General features: G+C 60.1%; 22 protein-coding genes. 9 read left to right on the top strand and 13 right to left on the bottom strand.

Annotation, left to right across the window (positions count from 1 at the left end):
- Positions 1-197: 197 nt before the first annotated feature.
- Genes murC through DXY16_RS02860 form a run of 3 tightly spaced genes read left to right on the top strand, consistent with a single transcriptional unit; the run spans position 198 to position 2,946 of the window.
- Positions 198-1,649, top strand: a complete 1,452-nt coding sequence (gene murC, locus DXY16_RS02870; protein WP_115119299.1) for a UDP-N-acetylmuramate--L-alanine ligase — start codon at positions 198-200, stop codon at positions 1,647-1,649.
- Positions 1,649-2,572: a UDP-N-acetylmuramate dehydrogenase gene (gene murB / locus DXY16_RS02865; protein WP_115119297.1), complete on the top strand. Its 924-nt coding sequence runs from the start codon at positions 1,649-1,651 to the stop codon at positions 2,570-2,572. Before murC ends, murB begins: the two co-directional genes overlap by 1 nt.
- A 32-nt stretch (positions 2,573-2,604) precedes the next feature.
- On the top strand, positions 2,605-2,946 hold the full coding sequence (locus DXY16_RS02860; protein WP_115019006.1) for a YbaB/EbfC family nucleoid-associated protein: 342 nt from the start codon (positions 2,605-2,607) through the stop codon (positions 2,944-2,946).
- On the opposite strand, the gene rsgA is transcribed toward DXY16_RS02860, so the two are convergent.
- Genes rsgA through grpE form a run of 4 tightly spaced genes read right to left on the bottom strand, consistent with a single transcriptional unit; the run spans position 2,921 to position 5,974 of the window.
- A complete protein-coding gene (gene rsgA, locus DXY16_RS02855) occupies positions 2,921-3,820 on the bottom strand; it encodes a ribosome small subunit-dependent GTPase A (RefSeq protein WP_115119446.1) in 900 nt (299 codons plus the stop codon). The two genes, DXY16_RS02860 and rsgA, sit on opposite strands and share 26 nt — an antisense overlap.
- Positions 3,813-4,055: a sulfurtransferase TusA family protein gene (locus DXY16_RS02850; protein ID WP_115119295.1), complete on the bottom strand. Its 243-nt coding sequence runs from the start codon at positions 4,053-4,055 to the stop codon at positions 3,813-3,815. Before DXY16_RS02850 ends, rsgA begins: the two co-directional genes overlap by 8 nt.
- A 2-nt stretch (positions 4,056-4,057) precedes the next feature.
- Complete coding sequence (gene dnaJ / locus DXY16_RS02845; protein WP_115119293.1) at positions 4,058-5,191, bottom strand: molecular chaperone DnaJ; 1,134 nt, start codon at positions 5,189-5,191, stop codon at positions 4,058-4,060.
- A gap of 45 nt (positions 5,192-5,236) precedes the next feature.
- A complete protein-coding gene (gene grpE, locus DXY16_RS02840) occupies positions 5,237-5,974 on the bottom strand; it encodes a nucleotide exchange factor GrpE (RefSeq protein ID WP_115119444.1) in 738 nt (245 codons plus the stop codon).
- 109 nt (positions 5,975-6,083) lie between these two features.
- Here grpE and DXY16_RS02835 point away from each other — a divergent pair, with 109 nt between their 5' ends.
- The 3 genes from DXY16_RS02835 to DXY16_RS02825 are packed head-to-tail and all read left to right on the top strand — an operon-like array spanning position 6,084 to position 10,216.
- Positions 6,084-7,820: a GspE/PulE family protein gene (locus tag DXY16_RS02835; RefSeq protein WP_170953805.1), complete on the top strand. Its 1,737-nt coding sequence runs from the start codon at positions 6,084-6,086 to the stop codon at positions 7,818-7,820.
- Between the two features lie 10 nt (positions 7,821-7,830).
- Positions 7,831-8,907 (top strand): type IV pilus twitching motility protein PilT, encoded by a 1,077-nt coding sequence (locus DXY16_RS02830; RefSeq protein WP_115119442.1) that lies wholly within the window; start codon positions 7,831-7,833, stop codon positions 8,905-8,907.
- Positions 8,908-8,917: 10 nt separating this feature from the next.
- On the top strand, positions 8,918-10,216 hold the full coding sequence (locus tag DXY16_RS02825) for a type II secretion system F family protein (RefSeq protein ID WP_115119291.1): 1,299 nt from the start codon (positions 8,918-8,920) through the stop codon (positions 10,214-10,216).
- A 37-nt stretch (positions 10,217-10,253) separates the two neighbouring features.
- On the opposite strand, the gene DXY16_RS02820 is transcribed toward DXY16_RS02825, so the two are convergent.
- Entirely contained in the window at positions 10,254-11,549 is a 1,296-nt protein-coding gene (locus DXY16_RS02820) for an NAD(P)/FAD-dependent oxidoreductase (protein ID WP_115119289.1), read from the bottom strand.
- On the bottom strand, positions 11,476-11,988 hold the full coding sequence (msrB, locus tag DXY16_RS02815) for a peptide-methionine (R)-S-oxide reductase MsrB (protein ID WP_115119440.1): 513 nt from the start codon (positions 11,986-11,988) through the stop codon (positions 11,476-11,478). Before msrB ends, DXY16_RS02820 begins: the two co-directional genes overlap by 74 nt.
- 71 nt (positions 11,989-12,059) lie before the next feature.
- Between msrB and dusA the strand changes: the two genes are divergently transcribed.
- Complete coding sequence (gene dusA / locus DXY16_RS02810) at positions 12,060-13,064, top strand: tRNA dihydrouridine(20/20a) synthase DusA (protein ID WP_115119287.1); 1,005 nt, start codon at positions 12,060-12,062, stop codon at positions 13,062-13,064.
- Positions 13,065-13,073: 9 nt separating this feature from the next.
- On the opposite strand, the gene DXY16_RS02805 is transcribed toward dusA, so the two are convergent.
- From DXY16_RS02805 to DXY16_RS02775, 7 genes are all read right to left on the bottom strand, one after another.
- Complete coding sequence (locus DXY16_RS02805) at positions 13,074-13,577, bottom strand: RNA-binding protein (protein WP_115119284.1); 504 nt, start codon at positions 13,575-13,577, stop codon at positions 13,074-13,076.
- A gap of 130 nt (positions 13,578-13,707) precedes the next feature.
- Complete coding sequence (gene argH, locus DXY16_RS02800) at positions 13,708-15,108, bottom strand: argininosuccinate lyase (protein WP_115119282.1); 1,401 nt, start codon at positions 15,106-15,108, stop codon at positions 13,708-13,710.
- Positions 15,109-15,173: 65 nt separating this feature from the next.
- Entirely contained in the window at positions 15,174-16,583 is a 1,410-nt protein-coding gene (locus tag DXY16_RS02795; protein ID WP_115119281.1) for a PP2C family protein-serine/threonine phosphatase, read from the bottom strand.
- Between the two features lie 38 nt (positions 16,584-16,621).
- A complete protein-coding gene (gene ftsY / locus DXY16_RS02790; RefSeq protein ID WP_115119279.1) occupies positions 16,622-18,292 on the bottom strand; it encodes a signal recognition particle-docking protein FtsY in 1,671 nt (556 codons plus the stop codon).
- A gap of 24 nt (positions 18,293-18,316) precedes the next feature.
- Complete coding sequence (gene nusB / locus DXY16_RS02785) at positions 18,317-18,958, bottom strand: transcription antitermination factor NusB (RefSeq protein ID WP_115119277.1); 642 nt, start codon at positions 18,956-18,958, stop codon at positions 18,317-18,319.
- A 28-nt stretch (positions 18,959-18,986) separates the two neighbouring features.
- Positions 18,987-19,736 carry a DUF502 domain-containing protein gene (locus tag DXY16_RS02780; RefSeq protein ID WP_115019026.1) on the bottom strand — a complete coding sequence of 250 codons (750 nt, stop codon included), beginning with the start codon at positions 19,734-19,736 and terminating at the stop codon, positions 18,987-18,989.
- 67 nt (positions 19,737-19,803) lie between these two features.
- A complete protein-coding gene (locus DXY16_RS02775) occupies positions 19,804-20,469 on the bottom strand; it encodes an HpsJ family protein (RefSeq protein ID WP_244281507.1) in 666 nt (221 codons plus the stop codon).
- A 41-nt stretch (positions 20,470-20,510) separates the two neighbouring features.
- Between DXY16_RS02775 and queG the strand changes: the two genes are divergently transcribed.
- Together queG and DXY16_RS02765 are read left to right on the top strand one after the other, a co-directional pair.
- On the top strand, positions 20,511-21,488 hold the full coding sequence (gene queG, locus DXY16_RS02770) for a tRNA epoxyqueuosine(34) reductase QueG (protein ID WP_115119273.1): 978 nt from the start codon (positions 20,511-20,513) through the stop codon (positions 21,486-21,488).
- On the top strand, positions 21,488-22,366 hold the full coding sequence (locus DXY16_RS02765; RefSeq protein WP_115119271.1) for a tetratricopeptide repeat protein: 879 nt from the start codon (positions 21,488-21,490) through the stop codon (positions 22,364-22,366). Before queG ends, DXY16_RS02765 begins: the two co-directional genes overlap by 1 nt.
- Positions 22,367-22,377 lie beyond the last annotated feature (11 nt).

The raw sequence follows: 22,377 nt of genomic DNA, 5'->3' as shown, positions 1-22,377 counted from the left end.
TAGGTGGTTTGGCCGCCGATCATACAGAAATTGGTGTTTTCTCTCGGGTCCGCGTGCCACTCCACCCGACAGACCATCGTCAACAGCTGGGCCAGGTCTCCCCTAGATCGACCTCCAGGACCAACTGCTGACAAGCGTGTCGATGACAAGCTTTCGGCCAGATCCTGACCTATCTTTCGGACCCACGGTTCAACCCCTTGTCCAGTTTGCTCAGCCGCCAGCAACCCATCCATTTCATCGGAATCGGCGGCATCGGCATGTCAGCCCTTGCGCTGATTCTGGCCAAACGCGGACAACGCGTTTCCGGTTCAGAGCCCAAGCAATCATCAACCGTGCACGAGCTGGCTGAGCTCGGAGTCCGGGTGTTCCCGCAGCAGATCGCAGAAACGATCAAGGCCGTCACTTCTGCTGATGGGCCTCAGCCCCATGTGGTCATCAGCACCGCCATCCCTGATCACAACCCAGAGCTGATGGCAGCGCGAGCCCTCGGGCTCACCATTCTTCATCGCTCCGATGTTTTGGCGGCTCTGATTGCCGAACAGACGTCGATTGCCGTCGCCGGCAGCCACGGCAAAACAACCACGAGCACGGTGATCACCACGCTTCTGGCCGCCGCCGGAGAGGACCCAACGGCAGTCATCGGCGGCATCGTGCCCTGCTACGGGAGCAATGGCCACGCCGGTGAAGGGCGGTTATTGGTGGCAGAAGCCGACGAATCCGACGGTTCGCTTGTCAAGTTCGCTGCACACTTGGGCGTGATCACCAACCTCGAGCTGGACCATACGGATCACTACGCCGATCTCAACGATCTGATCGCCACCATGCAACGGTTCGGAGCCGGCTGCGATCGGCTGCTGGCCAACCATGACGACCCGATTCTCAGGGAGCATTTCCAGGCCACCCACTGGTGGTCTGTGAGCAACCACGAAGGTGTGGATTACGCCGCCCTTCCCGTCGCACTGGAAGGGGACCGCACCGAGGCGGACTTCTACGAAGGTGGTGCTCGCATCGGTCGCATCACGCTGCCCATGCCCGGCCTGCACAACCTCAGCAATGCCACCGCTGCCCTTGCGGCCTGCCGGATGGAAGGCCTGCCCTTTGAACAACTGCAACTGGGTCTCAGCCAACTGCGCCCGCCCGGACGCCGCTTCGATTTCCGTGGGAGCTGGCAGGGACGGCTGGTGGTTGACGACTACGCCCATCACCCCAGTGAAGTGCGAGCCACTCTCGAAATGGCACAGTTGATGGTGAGCAGCGGTCGCAGCCCCCTGCCCCGTGCACCGCAACGGCTGCTGGTGGTGTTTCAGCCCCATCGCTACAGCCGCACCCAAGAGTTTCTCGACGCCTTTGCTCAGGCCCTCAGCAGTGCAGACACGGTGGTGCTGGCCCCGATCTATTCCGCCGGAGAAGCAGCCATCGAAGGCATCAACAGCCACACCCTGGGTGAAAAGCTGCAGCAGTTAATTCCAGAGCGCTCTGTTTTGGTGGCCGACACCATGGACCAACTCACTGCCCTGGTTCAAGAACACAGCCGACCCGAAGATCTCGTGCTGGCGATGGGGGCTGGTGATGTGAACAGCCTCTGGAACCGTCTTTGCCCCGACGAATCGTCTGCTGACGCCACCCAGCCGACATCGCTAGCAGCCTGATGGTTGATCACGACCCGGAACTGTTGCGTTCCCAGGTCTCCCTGGCTGACTACACCACCTGGCGGGTGGGTGGACCAGCCGAATGGCTAGCGGAACCAACGCACAAGGATCAGCTGATCGAACTGATCAGCTGGGCGCATCAGCACCAACTGTCCTGGAGAGTGATCGGTGCAGGCTCCAATCTGTTGATCAGTGATGCCGGCCTGGCAGGTCTCACCATCTGCCTACGCAAGCTTCAAGGCATGAACCTCAACGGAGAGACCGGCGTGGTGGAAGCTTTAGCCGGTGAACCGATCCCAACCCTGGCCCGGCGCGCGGCACGTGCAGGTCTTCATGGCCTGGAATGGGCTGTGGGTATCCCTGGCACCGTGGGGGGTGCTGCCGTCATGAATGCCGGAGCTCAGGGAGGCTGCACCGCCGAGAGACTGCTTTCCGTTGAGGTGATCGATGCTTTGCCCAATGGCAGCGAGAACGCTGCCATCCGCATCTTGAACAATGCTGAGCTCGACTTTTCCTACCGCCATAGTCGCCTCCAGGACTGCGACCTGATGGTGATCTCGGCGCGCTTTCAGCTGGAGCCAGGCCACGATCCCAAGGCACTCAGCCGCGCCACCAGCAGCAACCTCAACCACCGCACCACAACGCAGCCGTATCAGTGGCCTAGCTGTGGCAGCGTCTTCCGCAATCCCGAACCTCTTAAAGCCGGCCAGCTGATCGAAGCCTTAGGGCTGAAAGGCCACCGCATTGGCGGCGCTGAGGTGTCACCCGTGCACGCCAATTTCATCGTTAACAACGGTTCTGCGAGTGCGAATGACATCCTCAGCCTGATTGCCCTGGTGCAAAAAGAAGTGGAAAACAACCACGGCATCACCCTTCACCCAGAAGTGAAACGACTCGGATTCAGTCAAACGATCACGCACTGACCGCTTAACCTGCCCGTTCTCCCTTAGGCGCCATGGCAGGGTTCGGACTCCCCAACTTCGGACAACTCACCGAGGCTTTCCGCAAGGCTCAGCAGATCCAACAAGACGCCCAGAAACTGCAGGAGGAACTCGATGGTATGGAAATCGAAGGAAGCAGCGATGATGGCCGGGCAAGCATCTGGCTGTCAGGCAACCAGCAACCCCTGAGAGTGCGCCTGGACCCGTCCTTGCTGGCAGAGGGGCAGAGTGCCTGTGAAGCGGCCACTCTCGCGGCACTCCAATCGGCCTATGAGCACTCCACCGCCACCATGAAAGAGCGGATGGAAGAACTCACCGGAGGCCTCAACCTCAACCTCCCCGGGATGGGCGGCTGAACCCCATCAGCTCCTCAACGGCCCGCCGATAAATGCCGTAACGCTCCCAATCACGACTGACCCCGCAGCCTGGTTCATCCCGATGCAGACAGTCTCGGAAACGACAGGGATGGGTCTCGAGTTGACTGCGTAATTCGGGGAACAGCACCTCAAGGTTATGAACGTCATCCGGTAAGTCGGGACGATTAAACCCCGGTGTATCGGCCACTCTCGCTCCAGGACCGAGCGCATGCAATTCAACATGGCGCGTCGTGTGCCGCCCTCTTTGCAGGCGCCCTGAGACGGCCCCAACTCTGAGCGACAACTGCGGTAGCAGGCTGTTGAGCAAAGAGCTTTTGCCCACACCGGAAGGACCGCATAACACCGACAGGGCCTGACCCTTGAGGAGCGTGCGCAAAGAATCCATGCCTTCACCCGTCTCAGAGGACAGCAGCAAAGGTGCATACCCCCAGCCCTGAAGCCGATCCACCAATTGCCGAGAGGCCTTCTCCTGCAGCAGGTCGCATTTGGTCAGCAACACCTGAACGACCAAGCCCGTTTGCTCAGCTGTGAGCAGGAACCGACTGGCCTGATCGGGATCAAACGCTGGTTGCTCCACCGAGAAAGCAACCACCACCGCGGTGACATTGGCCACGGGAGGGCGGCTCAACCAACTGAAGCGAGGTTCCACATCCGCCACCACAGCACGACGCTGCTGCTGATCAATCGCCTCGACCCATACGCGATCACCCACATGAACGGCAGCCCCACGATGATTGAGGCGGGTGCGGCGGGTGCAGAGCAGTCGCGTGGCGGCGTCGGGCGGATCCAGTTCCACCTCGAGGTAGTTGGCCTGCAACGCCACCACCACACCCCTAAGGCGTTGCTCAACCACCCCCACAGGTCACCTTCAACCTCACCCAGTCGTCAGTGCCGCCATCCAGCTGAACCTGATGGCCGTCCTGTTCCAAACCGGGCACCACCATCGCCTCCGGCTCGCCCCGATCCAGGCTGACCGCCAGAACCTGTCCAGGAACCATGGTCTCCAGCGTGAGCCGACAGCGAATGAAGTTCACCGGACACGGAGTGCCGCGGAGATCGAGCTGCTGATCAACATCGGAGCCAGTCAACGTCAACCTTGACCAAACAGTCGTGCGAAGAGACCGCTGTTGTGGTGGTGATGCTGCACACCTCGCGCTGAATGGTGACCGGCCAACTGTTCCAGCAGCGTGCGCTCCTCCTCATTGAGACGAGTGGGCAACTGAACAGACACTGTGACCCTTTGATTACCTCTGGCCACTGGGTTACCCAACTTAGGGATGCCCTTGTTCTCGAGGGTGAGCACCGCATTGGGCTGAGTGCCGACCGGAATCTCCAAACTGGTGGGACCGTCAACGGTCTCCACCTCAATCGTGTCTCCGAGAATGGCCTGGAGATAGCTCACCTTCACATCGGAGAGAACGGTGAGGCCATCCCTGCGCAAACTGGGATGGCTTTTGACCGTAAGAAAGACGTAGAGGTCACCTGAAGGACCACCACGGAGGCCGGCATTGCCTTCGCCCGCAACACGCAAGCGCGTGCCCGTATCAACACCAGCGGGAATATTGATGCGCAGTTTCTTGCGCACCTGAATCACTCCTTGGCCACCACAGGCTGAACAAGGATCAGCGATGACCTGACCGCTGCCGCCACAGGTGGGACATTCCGCCACCTGGGTGAAATTTCCGAAAGGAGTGCGGGTAGCGCGCCGCACCTGACCGACACCACCGCAGGTGGAGCAGGTGGTGGGACCACTTCCCGACTTAGCCCCAGAGCCGTTGCACGTGGTGCAGGTTTCCAGGTGAGGAATGCGGATCTCCCTCTCTTGGCCGAACACGGCCTGATTGAAGTCGATCGTCAGGTCGTAGCGAAGGTCATCGCCTTGCTGGGGGCCCCGCCGCCGCGGACGAGCTCCAGCACCTCCAGCAGCACCCCCGAAACCACTGAAAAAGGTTTCAAAGAGATCAGCAAAGCCGCCCATATCGCCCATATCGGGCATCCCTGCAGCTCCACCCAGACCAGCTTCACCGAACTGGTCGTAACGGGCCTTGGTCTGTGGATCGCTGAGGACCTCGTAGGCCCTGCCGATCTCCTTGAAGCGATCCTCAGCTCCAGGATCCTTATTGATATCAGGGTGATACTGACGAGCAAGCCGCCGATAGGCACGCTTGAGCGTGTCGGCATCGGCGTCACGACTGACGCCGAGCAGGTCGTAGTAATCGGCCATCAGCTCGTCATCCCGTTCATCACCCTAAGGGCCAGCCCAGGGAGCTCAACTCTCCTGTTGGTTGGGTTCTCCCTCCATCGCAGGGCCAGAATCCTGAGCATCAGCGGGAGAATCAGGCGCCGTTGCGGAGGCGACATCACCTTGGGGTCCGGGCCCCATCGACACCTTCACCATGGCGTGGCGGAGCACACGGCCATTGAGGTGATACCCCCGCTGCAGCTCTTCGATCACCACGTCTTCATGGTGCTGATCGCTCGGTTCCCGCAAAACAGCCTCATGCAAGCTGGGATCGAACTCCTGACCCACAACCCGCATCGGAGCAACACCAAGTTGCTTCAACACATCCACCAGCTGCTTGTAGAGACCCTGATAGCTGCGATGTAAAGCCTGGGCCTCTTCACCTTCGGGATTGAGCTGATGCCGGGCACGCTCGAAGTTGTCCACCACCGGCAGGATCTCGCTCAATGTGCTGCAGGTGAGTTGCACCTTGAGATCATCCTGATCTCGGCTCTGACGCTTGCGGAAGTTGTCGAAATCAGCAGCGATGCGCATGTATTGGCTGCGCAGGGTCTCGTGTTCTTCGCGCAAGCTGCTGTGTTCGCGCTCCAACTGCTCCAAGCGCGCTTCATTGTCTTTGCCACCGGCTGCTGTTGGATCCGGAGAGGGAGCGCTGGCTGCATCACTCGGAGCATCCACAGTCTCGGCCGCAGCCTCGGGACCTGGACCGGGTGCTGCAGCATCAGCGGCGGGATCGTGAGCTGATGAAGAGGGATCGCCACTCATGCTGACCAGTTGCAGATTCACACCTAGACATGTTGATAGGTAAGGCTCACCTCCCACAAGCGGCGGAAGCCCGCACCTCCAGCACCAGATCCCTCGCCGCAGCCCCACCGTGAGAGACCAGCAGCGTTTTGTCCTGGAGCTGCTGTTGCAGGAACCGGTCCCGGAACGACTGGATCAAGACAGCCATCAGCAACTGCTGACAAGACTTGAAGCAAAAGGACTTGTCCCCAACAAGCATCCACGCCTGGCCGCAGCCCTGATGGCCCTCCAGAGCCAGGAAGACAACCAGACCACTGCCGCTGTGGCGGAGTCAAATCAAGCAGAAGCAGACATCAACCTGCCGCAGGATCCTGGAGAGGAAACACTGGATGACCCCCCAGAAAGCCAGGAAGAGAGCGAGGCACCCATCAACCTCGATTCACTGCTATCTGGCTTCAACAGCGACGGGGTGCTGGAAGAAGAGCCCGATGAAGCAGCCCGACTGGGCTCAAGACACGAAGACCTCGAACAGACCTTCCGAGACACGAACGCCTCACCAGTGGTGAATCTGGTGAACCGCATCCTGCTTCAGGCCCTGCAACTTGGGGCAAGCGACATTCACGTGGAACCCCAACAAATCGGCCTCCAGGTGCGCTTCCGCCAGGACGGTGTGTTGCAGAGCTACAGCGAACCGCTGCCCAGTCGCCTGGTGCCAGCCGTGACCTCACGCTTCAAGATCATGGCCGACCTGGATATCGCCGAACGACGGCAAGCCCAAGACGGTCGAATCCGCCGCCGCTTTCGCAAACGCAGCGTTGATTTCCGCGTCAGCAGTCTGCCGAGCCGCTTCGGGGAAAAGATCGTGCTGCGACTCCTCGACAGCTCATCCACGCAACTGGGCCTCGACAAGCTGATCAGCAACCCGGAGGCACTCGAACTGGTGCGCAGCCTCGGCTCAAAGCCATTCGGCATGATCCTGGTGACTGGTCCAACAGGATCAGGAAAATCGACGACTCTCTACTCGCTGCTGGCGGAACGCAACGATCCCGGGATCAATATCTCAACGGTGGAGGATCCAATCGAATACACCCTCCCAGGCATCACCCAATGCCAGGTGAACCGGGAAAAGGGCTTCGACTTCAGCACGGCCCTACGGGCGTTCATGCGACAAGACCCAGACGTGCTTCTCGTGGGAGAGACCCGTGATCTAGAAACAGCCAAAACAGCGATCGAAGCTGCCCTGACCGGCCACCTGGTGCTCACCACCCTGCACTGCAACGACGCCCCAAGCGCTATCGCCCGCCTTGGCGAGATGGGGGTGGAACCCTTCATGGTCAGCGCTTCCCTGATCGGGATCGTGTCGCAACGGCTGCTACGGCGTGTCTGTAGCCATTGCCGCGAAAGCTATCAACCCGATGCCACTGAACTGGGCCGATTCGGGCTCATGACGCACCATGAGACAGGTGTGCGCTTCTACCGAGCCCACCACCACGATGGCAATCGTGACCAGAGTGGCGACCCCTGTCCCCACTGTCAGGGCAGCGGTTATCGAGGCCGGATCGGTGTGTACGAAGTGCTGCGCATGAACGAGCAGTTGGCCACCGCGGTAGCCAACGGTGCCACCACCGATGTGCTCCGTCGTCTGGCTCTGGAATCGGGCATGAAAACCCTGCTGGGCTACAGCCTCGAGTTGGTGCGTCAGGGTCAGACCACCTTGGAAGAAGTGGGCCGGATGATCCTCACCGACTCAGGCCTGGAGTCAGAGCGACGGGCCAGGGCTCTCAGCACCGTCACCTGTGAACGATGTGGTGGCGGACTACAGGAAGGCTGGCTGGAATGTCCGTACTGTCTGACCCCTCGTCAGTGAGGTGCCTGCCATGGATCTGATGATCGAAGACCTGATGGAGCAACTGGTCAAGGCCGAAGGCAGTGATCTGCATCTCGCTTGCGGCCAACCACCGTACGGCCGTTTCAGCGGCGAACTGCGCCCCCTCTCCGACACACCGCTGAGTGAGGAGAGCTGCAACCGCCTGATCTTCTCAATGCTTAATAACAGCCAGCGCAAGACGCTGGAACAGACCTGGGAGCTCGATTGTGCCTACGGCCTCAAAGGCGTGGCACGCTTCCGCGTGAACGTCTATCGCCAGAAGGGCAGCTATGCCGCCTGCCTCAGGGCGCTCGGCAGTTCAATTCCCAGCATCGAGGCGCTCAACCTGCCCCCAGTGGTGGTGGAAACCTCTGCCCGCCCCCGCGGCCTTGTGCTGGTGACGGGACCGACCGGATCCGGCAAAACAACCACATTGGCGGCACTGCTCGACCACATCAACCACACCCGCAGCGAGCACATCCTCACGATCGAAGATCCGATCGAATTCGTGTACCGCAGTGACCGCAGCATGGTGCACCAGCGCCAATTGCATGAAGACACTCGCAGCTTTGCCAATGCCCTACGGGCTGCGCTGCGCGAAGACCCCGACGTGATTCTCGTGGGTGAGATGCGCGATCTGGAAACGATTCAACTCGCCATCAGTGCAGCCGAAACCGGTCACCTGGTCTTCGGCACCCTGCACACAAGCTCAGCCGCCCAGACCGTCGATCGCATGGTGGATGTGTTCCCACCTGGCCAGCAGACCCAAATCCGGGTACAGCTATCGGGAAGTCTGATGGCCGTGTTCTCCCAGACCCTCTGCCGTCGCGACAAGCCGCAGCCCGGCGAATTCGGACGGGTGATGGCTCAAGAGATCTTGATCAACACCCCGGCGATCGCAAACCTGATCCGTGAAGGCAAAACGGCTCAGCTCTATTCCCAACTTCAGACCGGGGGTGAACTGGGCATGCAGACCCTGGAGCGGGCCCTTGCCAATCTCGTGGAAACCGGAGCAATCAGCCAGGCAGAAGCCATGACCAAGGCCGGGAAACCAGGCGAACTGAATCGTCTCCTAGGGAACAGCTGAGCCGAACGCCATGGCCAGCTTCATTGCCACCTATCAGGCCACCAGTGGAGGAGACCGAACCCTGCGGATCCAAGCTCCGGATCAAGCAACGGCGCGCAAGCTGCTGCGGCGGCGGGGCATCAAGGCGACAACGGTTCAGATGGAGGAGCCAACCGACCAAGGTGGAAGGCCACGGAAGCGTGGAAGCAACCCCAACAACACGAGGGAAGGACAGGCAAAAGGCGGCCTGCAAGCCATGCTCTCCTTCGATCTCAGTGGCGCCTTTGAAAAGGCACCCGGGGTGCGAGAAAAGGCAGTTTTCGCCAGCAAGCTGGCGGCACTTGTGGATGCAGGGGTGCCAATTGTGCGCAGCCTGGATCTGATGGCCAGCCAGCAGCGACTGCCGATGTTCAAGCGAGCATTGCTGCAGATCGGCCTGGATGTGAATCAAGGCACGGCCATGGCGGCTGCCATGCGCCAATGGCCGAAGGTGTTCGACAAGCTCAGCATTGCCATGGTCGAAGCCGGAGAAGCGGGAGGCGTCCTCGACGAATCACTGAAACGTTTAGCCAAGCTGCTTGAAGACAACGCCAGGCTGCAAAACCAGATCAAAGGCGCCCTGGGCTATCCAGTCGCCGTTCTGGCAATCGCCATCCTGGTGTTTCTGGGAATGACCATCTTTTTGATTCCAACCTTCGCGGGGATCTTTGAAGACCTAGGAGCAGAGCTACCGCTGTTCACTCAGCTGATGGTGGATTTGAGCGCCTTATTGCGATCGTCTTTTGCCCTACTGATTGCCGGCGCCGGGCTGATAGGGATCTGGCTGATCAGCCGCTACTACGCCACGCACAACGGGCGGCGTGTGATCGATCGCCTGATCCTGAAACTGCCTCTCTTTGGGGATCTGATCATGAAAACGGCCACCGCCCAGTTCTGTCGGATTTTCAGCTCCCTGACCCGGGCAGGTGTTCCAATCCTGATGTCCTTAGAGATCTCGAGCGAAACCGCCGGCAACGCGATCATTTCCGACGCGATTCTGGAATCCCGCAACCGGGTGCAGGAAGGGGTGCTACTGAGCGCCGCCCTGATCCGCCAAAAAGTTCTACCCGATATGGCCCTGAGCATGCTGGCCATCGGCGAAGAAACCGGAGAGATGGATCAGATGCTGAGCAAGGTGGCCGACTTCTACGAAGACGAGGTCTCGGCAGCGGTCAAGGCCCTCACCTCGATGCTCGAACCAGCAATGATCGTGGTCGTTGGCGGCATCGTCGGCTCCATTCTGCTGGCGATGTATCTGCCGATGTTCACCGTGTTCGATCAGATCAACTGAGCCTGCATCGCTTTGAAGACGATGCAGGCCATTCCGATCAAGACAGAGACGCGGCTATGGCCTGACCAGCCAGCCAGCCGCTGCTCCAGCAGTGCTGAAAATTGAAACCTCCGGTGACCCCATCGACATCCATCAGCTCACCAGCGAGATAAAGCCCTGGCAGCCGCCGACTCTCCATCGTGGCCAGATTGATCTCCCCTAGATCCACCCCGCCAGCTGTGACGAACTCCTCCCCGAACGGACCGCGACCGCGAATCGGGTAACGACTTCCGGTGAGAGCCTGGGCCAAAGCCCGCTCCCAACTCCCGGGACAATCAGCCCAGCGGCGCTGCGAGTCGGCCCCTACCTGCGAGAGCAAAGCCAACCAAAGGCGACGCGGCAAGCGTTCAGGCCAAGGCCTGGCCACCGCCAAACTGCGTCGTGGCTGCTCCCGGCGCAACTGCGCCAACTCAGACGCGACCTGATCCAGTGTGTGGCCCCCAACCCAGCGCACTAGCAGAACACCCCGATAACGCTGGCCATGCAAAGCGCGCGCTGCAAAAGCACTCAGGCGCAAGGTGGCGGGTCCGCTGAGACCCCAGTGAGTGATCAGCACACGACCGGTCTGCCGAAAACGCTGCTGATCGCACTTCACTTCGAGGCTGACATCATCAAGAGCGATGCCACTGCAAGCCGTAATCGCTGGTGCTTCCAGAGCCAAGGTGAACAAGGAAGGCAACGGAGGCGTCACCCCATGCCCCAAAAGCTGAGCAAAGCGTCGGCCACTGGGGTGGCCACCGGTGGCCAGCAACAGCCTGCAGCCACGCCAGACCCGACCACCAGAACCATGCACCACGAAACCGGCTTGGGTGGTCTCCACCCGGCGCACCGGAGCACGGCATTCCAACGCCACACCAACTGCACGGGAAGCCTTGAGCAGGCAATCGATCACCGCCTCGGAACGGTTGGCTTGGGGGAACATGCGGCCATCAGGTTCCTCCACCAACTCAAGGCCATGGTCTGAGAACCAGCCCACGGCATCACCACAAGCAAAACGGCTGAACGGCCCGCGCAGGGGGCGGCTACCGCGGGGGTAATGACCGACCAGTTCCCGAGGGTCCCAGCAAGCATGGGTGACATTGCAACGGCCCCCTCCGCTGATCCGAACCTTGGTCAACGGGTCCGGTGTGGCCTCCAGCACCAGCACTCTCTGGCAGCCCTGCTCCGCCGCCGTGATCGCTGCCATGAAACCGGCGGGACCCCCACCGATCACAATCAAATCATGGAGAGGGCTGGAATCGCAGTGCAACTCCGTTGTTGCAGAAACGCTTGCCGGTGGGTTTGGGCCCGTCATTAAACACATGGCCCTGATGACCACCACAGCGACGGCAGTGGTATTCGGTGCGGGGAATGATCAGCTTGAAATCTATCTTTGTGGCGATCGCTCCAGGCAGTGCCTGCCAAAAGCTGGGCCAGCCGGTGCCGCTATTGAACTTGGCCTCAGAGGAGAACAGAGGCAGATCACAACCGCTGCAGTGAAAGGTGCCTGGTCCCTTTTCATCATTGAGAGCACTGCTAAACGGTGGTTCCGTTCCTTCCTGTCGCAAAACGCGATAAGCCTCCGGAGACAAGCGGCGCTTCCACTCCGCATCACTGAGGTCCCAGGCCGTTTCATCAGCCTTGGAGGCAGCCAGCACAGGCTTCGGCGACCTGAACAGACCGACCGATCCGGCCAAGATCGCCAACAGCAGGGAACGGCGACTCAGCCACCAGTACTGCAGTGAAGAGGCCATGGCTTCAAGCATGAATCGATCAACACCCCTTATCTAAGTGCTTCGGTCCAAGGGAAGGGAAGAATGGAGCGATGGATTCCCCACCCCCTATTGATCGGGAACCCGCCTGGAGGTTCAGCGTCGCGCCGATGCTCGACTGCACCGATCGACACTTCCGAGTGCTGATGCGGCAGATCAGCCGCCGAGCTCTGCTCTATTCAGAGATGGTGGTGGCTCAAGCGCTGCACCACAGCAAACGTCGGGAACGCCTGTTGGCGTTCGATCCGGTGGAACATCCCATTGCCCTACAGGTCGGGGGCGATGACCCCGCTCTGCTGGCTGAAGCCACAAAAATGGCTGCCGACTGGGGCTACGACGAGATCAACCTCAACGTGGGCTGCCCTAGCCCCAGGGTGCAAGCAGGCAATTTCGGTGCCTGCCTGATGGCGGAACCAGAACAGGTCGCTCGCTGCGTAGAAGCGATGTGCCAGGCCTCCCCGCTGCCGGTGACCGTGAAACACCGCGTGGGCATCGACGACCTCGATAGTGATGCCCTGCTCCAGACCTTTGTCGACCTGGTTGCTGCCGGCGGTGCCTCACGCTTCGCGATTCATGCCCGCAAAGCCTGGCTGGAGGGACTCGACCCCAAGCAGAACCGCACAATTCCACCGCTGCAACATAACCGGGTCATCGCCCTGAAACAACGCAGACCCGAGCTGACGATCGAACTCAACGGTGGCCTCGACACCCCGGAACAGTGTCTGGATGCGCTGCGCAGCTGTGATGGCGCCATGGTGGGGCGATCGGCCTATGCCCATCCTCTGCGTTGGGGATGTGTCGACCAACTGATCTACGGCGAGAGCGAACGCAACATCACCGCCTCAGGTGTGGTGCTTGGCCTGATCCCCCATGCCCAAGCTCATCTCGAACGGGGCGGGAGGCTCTGGGACCTCTGCCGCCATCTGGTGCAACTGGTGGAAGGAGTCCCTGGAGCCCGGCACTGGAGAAGCAACCTCGGGCTCAAAGCTCAACGCCGTGGAGCTGACATCCCGGTGCTGGAGGAAGCAGCCCGGCAACTGCTTGATGCCGGGCTGTAAAAGCAGAGATCAGCCCTCAGCACCGCCGTAACTGTCACCACCACCACCACCAGCACCGCTGCGACGGCGACGACTGCGACCGTCGTCATAGTCACTGGACTGACCGCCAGCGCCACCGCCGTAACTGCGATCTTCCCAGCCACGGGCACCAGAGCCGCCGCCATAACCGCCACCGCCACCGCTGCGGTAACCACCTCCTTCCGAACCACCGCCGCGGTAACCACCGCCGCCGCCGCCATAGCCACCACCGCCACCACGACGTGGAGCGCTGCCACGAGGCTCGGCTTTATTGATCCTCAGGGGACGACCCATGAGCTCAACACCCTGGAGCGCCTCGATCGCAGCGTCTTCGGCAGCTTCATCGACCATTTCGATGAAGGCGAAGCCACGCTTTCGACCGGTGTCCCGTTCCAAAGGAAGGGCGCAGTTTGAGACCTCGCCATGGGTCGCAAACAATTCAATGATGTCTTCCTGCTCAGCGCGGAAGGGCAGATTGCCGACGAAGATGCTCACTTTCCTAGTGGACCGTTGATGAAGGGGACCGATGGGACCTGACCTGCCATCGGTTCATGCTCCGGAAAGGAATCAATGGCCTTTGGCCTACTCAGCGTAGACCCAGTCAGTCACTTCGTTTCATCCACCTTCATGCCAATCGCGATTCCCAGCGTTTCAACTGTTCCTCAACACGCACAAAACCAGTGCCCCCTTCACTGACGCGGGCCGCCACCACTTGACGCGGAGCTAGAGCCTCGAACAGATCCGCCTCAAACACAGGGTGAAAACTTTTCCACTGCTCGAGGCTGAGATCGAGCAACAACACACCGTCCTGCAGACAGCGTTTCACCACGGCCCCGACTAACTGGTAGGCCTCCCGGAAAGGCACACCGCGGGCCACCAGATAATCAGCGACATCCGTGGCATTAGAAAAATCAGACGCCACCGCCCGTTCAAGCCGCTCAGGACGAAACTCGACTCCTTCCTCCATCAGGATCGCCATCGCCTCAAGACAATCGGATGTAGTGCGAACCAGATCGAACAGGGCTTCCTTGTCTTCCTGAAAATCCTTGTTGTACGCGAGGGGAAGACCCTTAATCATCGTCAGCAAACCTTGCAAGTGGCCGAAAACGCGCCCGCACTTACCCCGCACCAATTCAGGTACATCAGGATTCTTCTTCTGGGGCATCAGGCTGCTGCCGGTGGCACAGCGATCGCTGAGTCGCACAAAGCCACACTCCTCGCTCGCCCAGAAAATCACCTCTTCCGCAAGACGACTGAGGTGCACCATCACCAGCGCCGCAGCCGATGCGAATTCAACAGCGAAATCTCGGTCACTGACAGCATCAAGACTGTTGGCATAGATCGCCTCGAAACCAAGGGCCTCGGCTGTGCTGCGGCGGTTGATCGGCACCGGGGTTCCTGCCAAGGCAGCAGCCCCAAGTGGTGAGACATTGACCCTGCCGCGCACATCAGCCAGGCGCTGGCGATCACGCTCCAGCATCTCCACATAGGCAAGAAGATGATGCGCCAGACAAACGGGCTGTGCCCGCTGCAGGTGCGTATAGCCCGGGATCAGGGTGGTGCGCTGGTCTAAGGCCTGTTGCAGCAGCGCCCGCTGAAAACGAAGCACGCGATCGTTCAGTTCATCAAGACGACGGCGCAGCCAAAGGCGCAGGTCGGTACCCACTTGGTCGTTACGACTGCGACCGGTGTGAAGCTTCTTTCCGACCGGTCCGAGCAGGGTGATCAAACGCCGCTCAACGGCAAAGTGAACATCCTCATCGGCCAGGCCGGGACGGAAAGATCCGGCCGCGGCCTCATCGCGTATCGTCTCCAGCCCTGCGCAGAGCTGGCTGGCTTCCTCGGCACTGATCACACCACATTCCGCCAACATGCGGGCATGGGCGATGGAACCGTCGAGATCCTCTTGAAGAAGAGTGATGTCGAACCCGATCGAAGCATTGAACCTTTCGATCGCAGGGTGGAGGCCCTGATCAAAGCGGTCACTCCAGGTGCCGGAGCCTCCACCCGTCACTCCCCCAGCCATACCGTCATCCGAGCTCAGCGTGCAGTCAGCTTGTCAGGCCGAGGGATCACAACGGTGCCGAACAATCAGAGCGCAGCCCGGGGAACAGAAGGCAACATCACCTCCTCTGGGACCTTCAACACCACCATCGAGGCATCATCTTCCAGTTGGCGATCCACTCCAACGAAGCGATCCAAACGGGTGAAGAGCTGATCGAGGATGCCTTGAGACCCGGTGCCAGATCGACAAGCCGCCTCAAGGCTGCGCATCAGGCGCTCCTCATCAAAGCGATCACCAGTGATCCCAGGTGCCTCGGTCACCCCATCGGTGTAATAGAGCAGCACATCACCAGGTTCAAGCACCACCTCACCACAACCGTATTCCGCCTCCGCCTGCAAACCAATCAGCAGACCCGGGGCATCCAACCGACTGATACTGCGCTGCTGCGCCCTCCAAATCAGGGGCGGATTGTGGGCAGCATTGGCAAAGCGCAAGCGTCGGGTACGGGGATCGAAATCGGAATAGAACAGCGTGACAAAACGGTGCGACTGAACCAGATCCTCCTGGGCCAGCTGGTTGAGATCGTGGAGGATCCGATCAGGAGGCAGGCCGCTGAGAACTTCAGCCCGCAACATCCCGCGCAGCATGGTCATCAGTAGACCAGCGGGGACCCCCTTCCCCATCACATCACCCATCAACAGAGCCCAGCGTCCACGCTCACGGCGCCGACCCATCAGCTCCGGACGCGTGGGAATGAAGTCGTAGTAGTCACCACCCACCTGAAAGGCGGGACGACAACGAGCGGCAAGCTCCACCCCTTCAATCACCGGACAATGGTCGGGAAGCAATTGCGCCTGAATTTCGGCACCAATGCTGAGCTGGCGATCCACACGCTCATGACGGCGCGCTTCCTGGAGCATCAAGTCGTGTTCGACAGCAACACCAGTGAGATCAGCCACCAGTTGCACATGGCGCCGGTGCACGTCACTCCAAACCAGAGGACCGGTACTGCTGAACACATACAGACGACCCCGCTGACGGCCGCGAGCCACCAGAGATGTGGCAAACAGACCGGCCCGGCCGAGATGGCGCTGGACTAGATGGTCGAGAGCAAGCACCTGGCGTTCATCCGAACCGAAGCCCACCGCTGTGCCCGGATCAAAGGCGGCGATTTGTCGCAACAGCTCTGGCGACCGCTGATCCGGCAACATCTGCAATTGCTCGCGCCAGATCCTGCCATCAGCGGTGAAAGGGACCAGCAGGGAACCGTCAACACCCACCAGACGGGAGGCCACCACAGGCACCAACTCCAGGAAGCGATGCAGGTTGGTGAAGCTACGCAGGGCAAATCCAAGGGAGGCCAGAAGCTCCTGGCTGGATCGCTGCTCCCTGGAAAAGCTGTCGAACAGTTCTCGCAGCGAAGCAGTCGCCGTTAAGGGCTGAGCCACGGTGCGTTGATGCGGCGTGGAATGGCGACGGGTTGACTTGCTGCTCACGGCCGTCCATGGCAGTGCGCGAACGCTAGCTACGGCGATCAGCGGCCGGCCAACAAAGCCTCCACAAACTCAAAGCTGTTGAACGGTCGGAGGTCACGGATTCCCTCTCCGGCTCCGATGAACCTGATCGGAAGACCCGCCTCAGACGAAACAGCCAGAGCAACTCCACCGCGGGAGGTTCCATCGAGTTTGGTGATCACCACCCCCGTGAGATCGGCAGCCTTGGCGAAGGCCAGCGCCTGTTTCAGCCCGTTCTGACCCTGACTGGCATCAAGGACCAGGAGAGATTCCACCTTCGATTCCGGAGCTAGACGATCAACGATGCGCCGAATCTTCTGAAGCTCCTCCATCAAATTGTGCTTTGTCTGCAGACGACCAGCCGTGTCGACCAACAGCAGATCTGTCTCTTTGGAGCGGGCCGCTCCAATTGCATCGAACACGACAGCAGCAGGATCAGCGTTGGCTGTGGGATTGGACACCACGGGCACATCACTGCGTTGACCCCACACCTCCACCTGCTGCACTGCAGCAGCTCGGAACGTATCCGCAGCGGCGATCATGGCGCTGTAACCGCTTCGCACCGCCAGGTTGGCAAGCTTGCCGAGGGTCGTGGTCTTACCGACTCCATTGACACCCACCATCAACCAGATATTCAGACGCCCGCGCTCAGGGGCAAGTAGCTCAAAACCACTGGCCTGAATCGGCTCATCCAGCAAGTTTCGCAGCTGCTCCTTCAAGAAACGGATTCCTTCGCTGGGATCCACCACCTCTTCATTGAGGCGTTTTCTGAGCGCTTCCATCACCTGATCGGTCGCCACAACACCAGCATCTGCACGGAGCAGAAGGGCCTCAAGGTCATCCACCACCTCAGGGGTGAGGGGATCATCTCCAAGGCTGTCGAGAAGACCAGTAACAAAGCCCTGTCGGGTTTTTTCAAGGCCACGACGGAGGCGAACGAGCCAGTCGATTTCTTCCAGCGAGACCTGATCGGCCTGACGACCCTGGGCCGCCAACACCTCAGCAGACCAAGTGAAGCTGTCATCGAACTCGCCAAGCTGAGGTTGATCAGAACCATCAGCCAGAGCAGGCTCAACCGAGGGAGCGGCCGGTGCAGGCATCGACACCGGTGCGGACGTGGCACGGGCCTCAAGCTCCTGCTGGCGTTGCTGCCGCTCAGCGGCGGCCTGCTCGAGAAGAGACAGCCTTGGTGCGGGAGTCGTACTGGACTCCGAAGTGGCAATCGGGGTCGAAAGCGGAGTGGCAGACGAAGCGGTGCTCACCGGTGATTCAGGTGAGGCCACCTCAGACACCTCTTCAACTGAGGGCTGCTCTGGTGAGGGCTGCTGTGGCGCAACGGGCGTCTGAATTTGTTCAGCTTCAGCCGCCTGCTGCGCCTTCAGACGGGCATAGGCCTGACGAGCCCACTCAAGGGGATCGTCGTCCACATCAGCGGTCGCCGAAGCTTCGGCAGCGGTTGAAGCTGCCTCATCCACTGCCGCAACTGACGGCTGTGATGCAGGGATGCTGGGCTCAGGCTCAGGCTCAGGCTCAGGCTCAGGCTCAGGCTCAGGCGATTGTGCGTTGGCCAGCTCGTCTACTGCGGAAGACTCTGGTGTCTCGCCATCACTTTCGATCGGTGATGCCGGGTCACTCTCCGCTGGAGTCGGCTCGGGTTGAGCGGAGCGACGCTGGAACCAGTCGAAAACCATCGAAACTGCCGAAGCGAAACGAAATCAGGAGCCTGCAGATGAAGCCGGAGCCGCATTCTGCAGACGCCGCAGAACGCCATTAATCATGCGACGACCTTGATCATCGCTGTAGCGGTTAGCCAGTTCGACCGCCTCATTGCAGGCGACAGCGGAAGGTGTCTTCAAACTGGTGAGATCAACCACGGCCAGGCGCAGGATGTCACGGTCGATGCGGGGCAAACGACTCAAACGCCAGCCCTCCATCACCCCATCTAGACGAGCATCGATGCCACTCCGCTGTTCCAACACCAGACTCACCCGACGCATCGCTCCGTGGCGCACGGTCTCCTGATCAGCCAAGGCAAGCAGACGGGGCAGCTCCAGGCTTCCGGAGAGACTGTTCAACACCTGCTCAGCTGTGGTCAGTGAAGCCTTGAGGTGATCCCGCACCACGGATGAACTGTGATCGCCACCATCTTGAAGCTCACTATCGAGCAGAGACTGCTGAGCCTTTTCAAGATCCTGAGCCGAGGCATCCAGCGACTCTCGCCAATGCTGCTGCAAAGTCTCAAGAGCTTTCTGGAGAACGGAATCCAGCTGCAGATCCGCAGCATCCTGATGATCACGATCAGAGAGCTGACCAAGCACCAGCAGTGCCAGCTCACGGGCTAGAGAACGGGACTGCATGAAAGCAAGTAAAAAACGAAGGGATGGGTCAGACCCCTGACGTGGACGACGAGGGGGATACCGATGCTCGCAGCTGGGAGATCAGACTTGAAAAACTGCGATTGACCGGAGCCTCCCGCTCATCGGGATTCACAATGCCAGCCGAAATAATCGTTCGGAAGGCATCCTCCACCGAAATCTCGAGATCCCGAACCGAGGATTCAGGAACCAGGGTGTACCAGCCAGTGGTGGGATTGGGCGCTGTGGGAATGAAGACGCTGAGCAACGGTTCTTTCAAATCGGCCTGGAGTGAAGGACCAACCACTCCGGTCACGAATCCCACGCTGAAGAGTCCTTCACGGGGATATTCCACGAGAACAACCCGGCGGAAACGACTGGAGTTGTCTCGCAGAAAGGTCTCAAGTAACTGCTTGAGCGTCTTGTAAACGGAGCCTGCCAGGGGGATGCGTTGCAAGGTCCCCTCACCGAACTCAAGCAACCAGCGGCCAACGATGTTGCGAGCCATCAGGCCGATCAACAAGATCCCGAGCAGAGGCACCGTTAAACCCAGCGCCAGGTTGATCAGATCCTGTAGAAGCGGATTGAGGGTAATGAAAGGATTGAACTGCTTCGGAATCGACGTCAAAAACGCGAGTACAAAGCGGCTCACCGTTGTCGCCAACCAAATCGTGGTGGCAAGCGGAATGACCACCAGCAGACCGGCGATCAGATCATTTTTCAGATCCTTCTGAAGTCTGTCGCCGAGCGGCAGATCAGGTCTGGGGTTGGACTGCACCAAGGAACGACCAGGGCTTGGAGCCGACGTGATCTGCCCAACCTAACCAGCTGCCAGCGAAAACCCGCCTTTAGAGAACCGAGGCGAGAGCAAGCAGCACAAAGGCCACAGCCAAAACGACCGCACTGAAAGTGCCCCCAAAGCGCCGCTGATTCACAGCCAGATTGCGCTGGCGTTCAGCCTGCTGGATCTGGTCGTCCATCTGAGCAAGCTGACCATCAATAAACCTCTGGGCAGCCTTGGTTTTGTCGTCATCGCTGGCACCTGCAGGCAGCTGGCCGGCCTGGGCCAGCTGTTCACCCAACATTTTCACGCCTTCAGGATCCTTGGACTGCTGGCGGGCCATCTCCAACTGACCACGCTTTTGCTCGAGAGTCTGATCAGCCTGACCAGCAAGGGTCTGGTTACCGGTGATCGCCATAGGGACGACACCGATCAGGGCGATGGTGAGCAAAGAGGAGAGGACGCACACCACCCAGCGAATCGGCGTACGCGCAGCACCTGGATGATCAAGCCGCGAACCAATCAACATCAACAAAAGACCCACCAAACCCATCGGTGCCTGATTCACCAGGCGCTCAATCAGCACCTGCTGAAACGCTGGATCACTCCATTCCGCAGCACTGAAGATCACCACGAGCTGGAGAATCAGCAGCACCACAAGGGTGATGCCGAGCCAGCGAAGCACGGCCGCCAGGCGCAGGTTGGAGGAAAGACCCGAAGCTGAAGCAGACACGGCAAACTGCCAGAAGGTGCCCAACTTTAGAGTCAGTTTCCGTGGAGGCTCTGTCGACTCAGAAGGAACTCAGCAGCGCTCTTAAGCATCAGGCCCGAGCACAGGGATTCGAACCGGTCGGAATCGCCCGACTGCCAGGAAGCGCACGGATGCGCTTACGCAGCGCAGCTCTGGAACGGTGGCTGGACGCGGGGTACCAAGCCGACATGGGCTGGATGGCAGCACCGCGACGAAAGGATGCGACTCAATTGCTGGAGGGCGCTACGAGCCTGCTGGCCGTGGGCCTCAACTACCACGTGAAACACGAACGAATGCCAGGCCGTCTGGCAATCGCGCGCTATGGCTGGGGGCGGGACTACCACCGGGTCGTGAGCCAACGACTGAAACGACTGGGACGGTGGCTGGAAAGCCAGAAACCTGGCACCCACTGGCGGGCTTGTGTGGATGCCGATCCCTTGCTGGACAAAGCCTGGGCCGAAGAAGCTGGCCTGGGCTGGATCGGAAAGCACAGCAATCTGATCCACCACGAACGCGGCTCCTGGATGGTGATCGGCCATCTCCTCTGCGACATCGAGCTCAGCCCCGACCCCCCTGCAGCACCCCTTTGCGGTCGCTGCACGCTCTGCATGGAGGCCTGCCCGACCCAGGCGATCCGAGAACCGTTCGTGGTGGATTCAGGGCTCTGCCTTGCGTATCACACGATTGAAAATCGAGACGCCGAGCTACCCGAAGCAATCAAGGCAGCGATGGGCCCCTGGGTGGCTGGTTGCGACATCTGCCAGGACGTCTGCCCCTGGAATCGGGGCGACATACCGAGCAACGACGATCCAGATCTGCAACCACGGCAATGGATGCTTGATCTCAGCCGTGAACAGGCGATGACATGGGATGACACCACCTGGCAAGAGCAACTGCGCGGTTCAGCACTTCGCCGGATTAAACCCTGGATGTGGCGCCGAAATGCCGCCGCGGCAGAGCCGAAGGACGTGCCTACGCTGGACAAATCTGGATCAAGGTGATGGGGAGACGTCAACGTTCGTGGTGCTCAGCCCTGGTGCTGTCGATGGCCAGCATCGTCAGCACACTGCCCGCTCAGGCGCTTGTACCTACGGTTTACCTACCCAGTGCCCAGGAATTAGAGGGTTCAGCCATCGGCATCGGCCGAACCGCCGCCCAACTTCTCAGCCTGGGACAACCCGAGGAAGCAGCTCGACTCGCAGCCCTGGCCGTACGGCTGCGTCCGAATGATGAACGCTTATGGGCCGTGCTGGCAGAAGCCCAACTACGCAGCAAACAGCTCAAACCGGCCGCCGACTCCCTGGCCCGCGCCAAAAAACTCGACCCAAAGAATGCAGGACTCTGGTTTGCCGAAGCCTCTTTAGCTCTTCGGGACAATCGACCGAACGATGCCATCCCGCTCCTGGACCAAGGGCTAAAGCTGGATCCGAAGAACCCCAGTGCCTACTTCGACCTTGGCAATGCACGGGTGATGCAAACGGAATTCCGTGCCGCCCTCAGCGCCTTTGAAAAGGCGTCATCCCTCAAACCAACATTCTGGGAAGCACTGAACAACCAGGGGATCGTGTTGTTCGAAATGGGGAACACGCGAGAAGCGATCCAGCGTTGGCGCCATGTCCTAACCATCGAACGCAACGCCGAACCGATGCTGGCCCTGGCCGCAGCCCTGAATCGTCAAAAAGACGGAGATGAAGAAGCGATCACGCTTGCTCAACAGGCCCTAAAACAAGATCCCAACTACGTTCTGCCTGATCATCAGAAGCAGCAACTCTGGGGTCTCAGCCTGCGCCTCGCCACCCGAGATCTGCTGACCAACCCCGGGCTTAAAACTGCGGTTGAACGTGCCCAAGCCAATGCGGATCCCTCCAGCAGTCCTTGAACAGGGCTGTT

It is taken from the genome of Synechococcus sp. UW105 (assembly GCF_900473935.1).
GTDB lineage: Bacteria > Cyanobacteriota > Cyanobacteriia > PCC-6307 > Cyanobiaceae > Synechococcus_C.
Note: the sequence above shows the minus strand (reverse complement) of the source record. Positions and strands in the feature narration are given on the sequence as shown.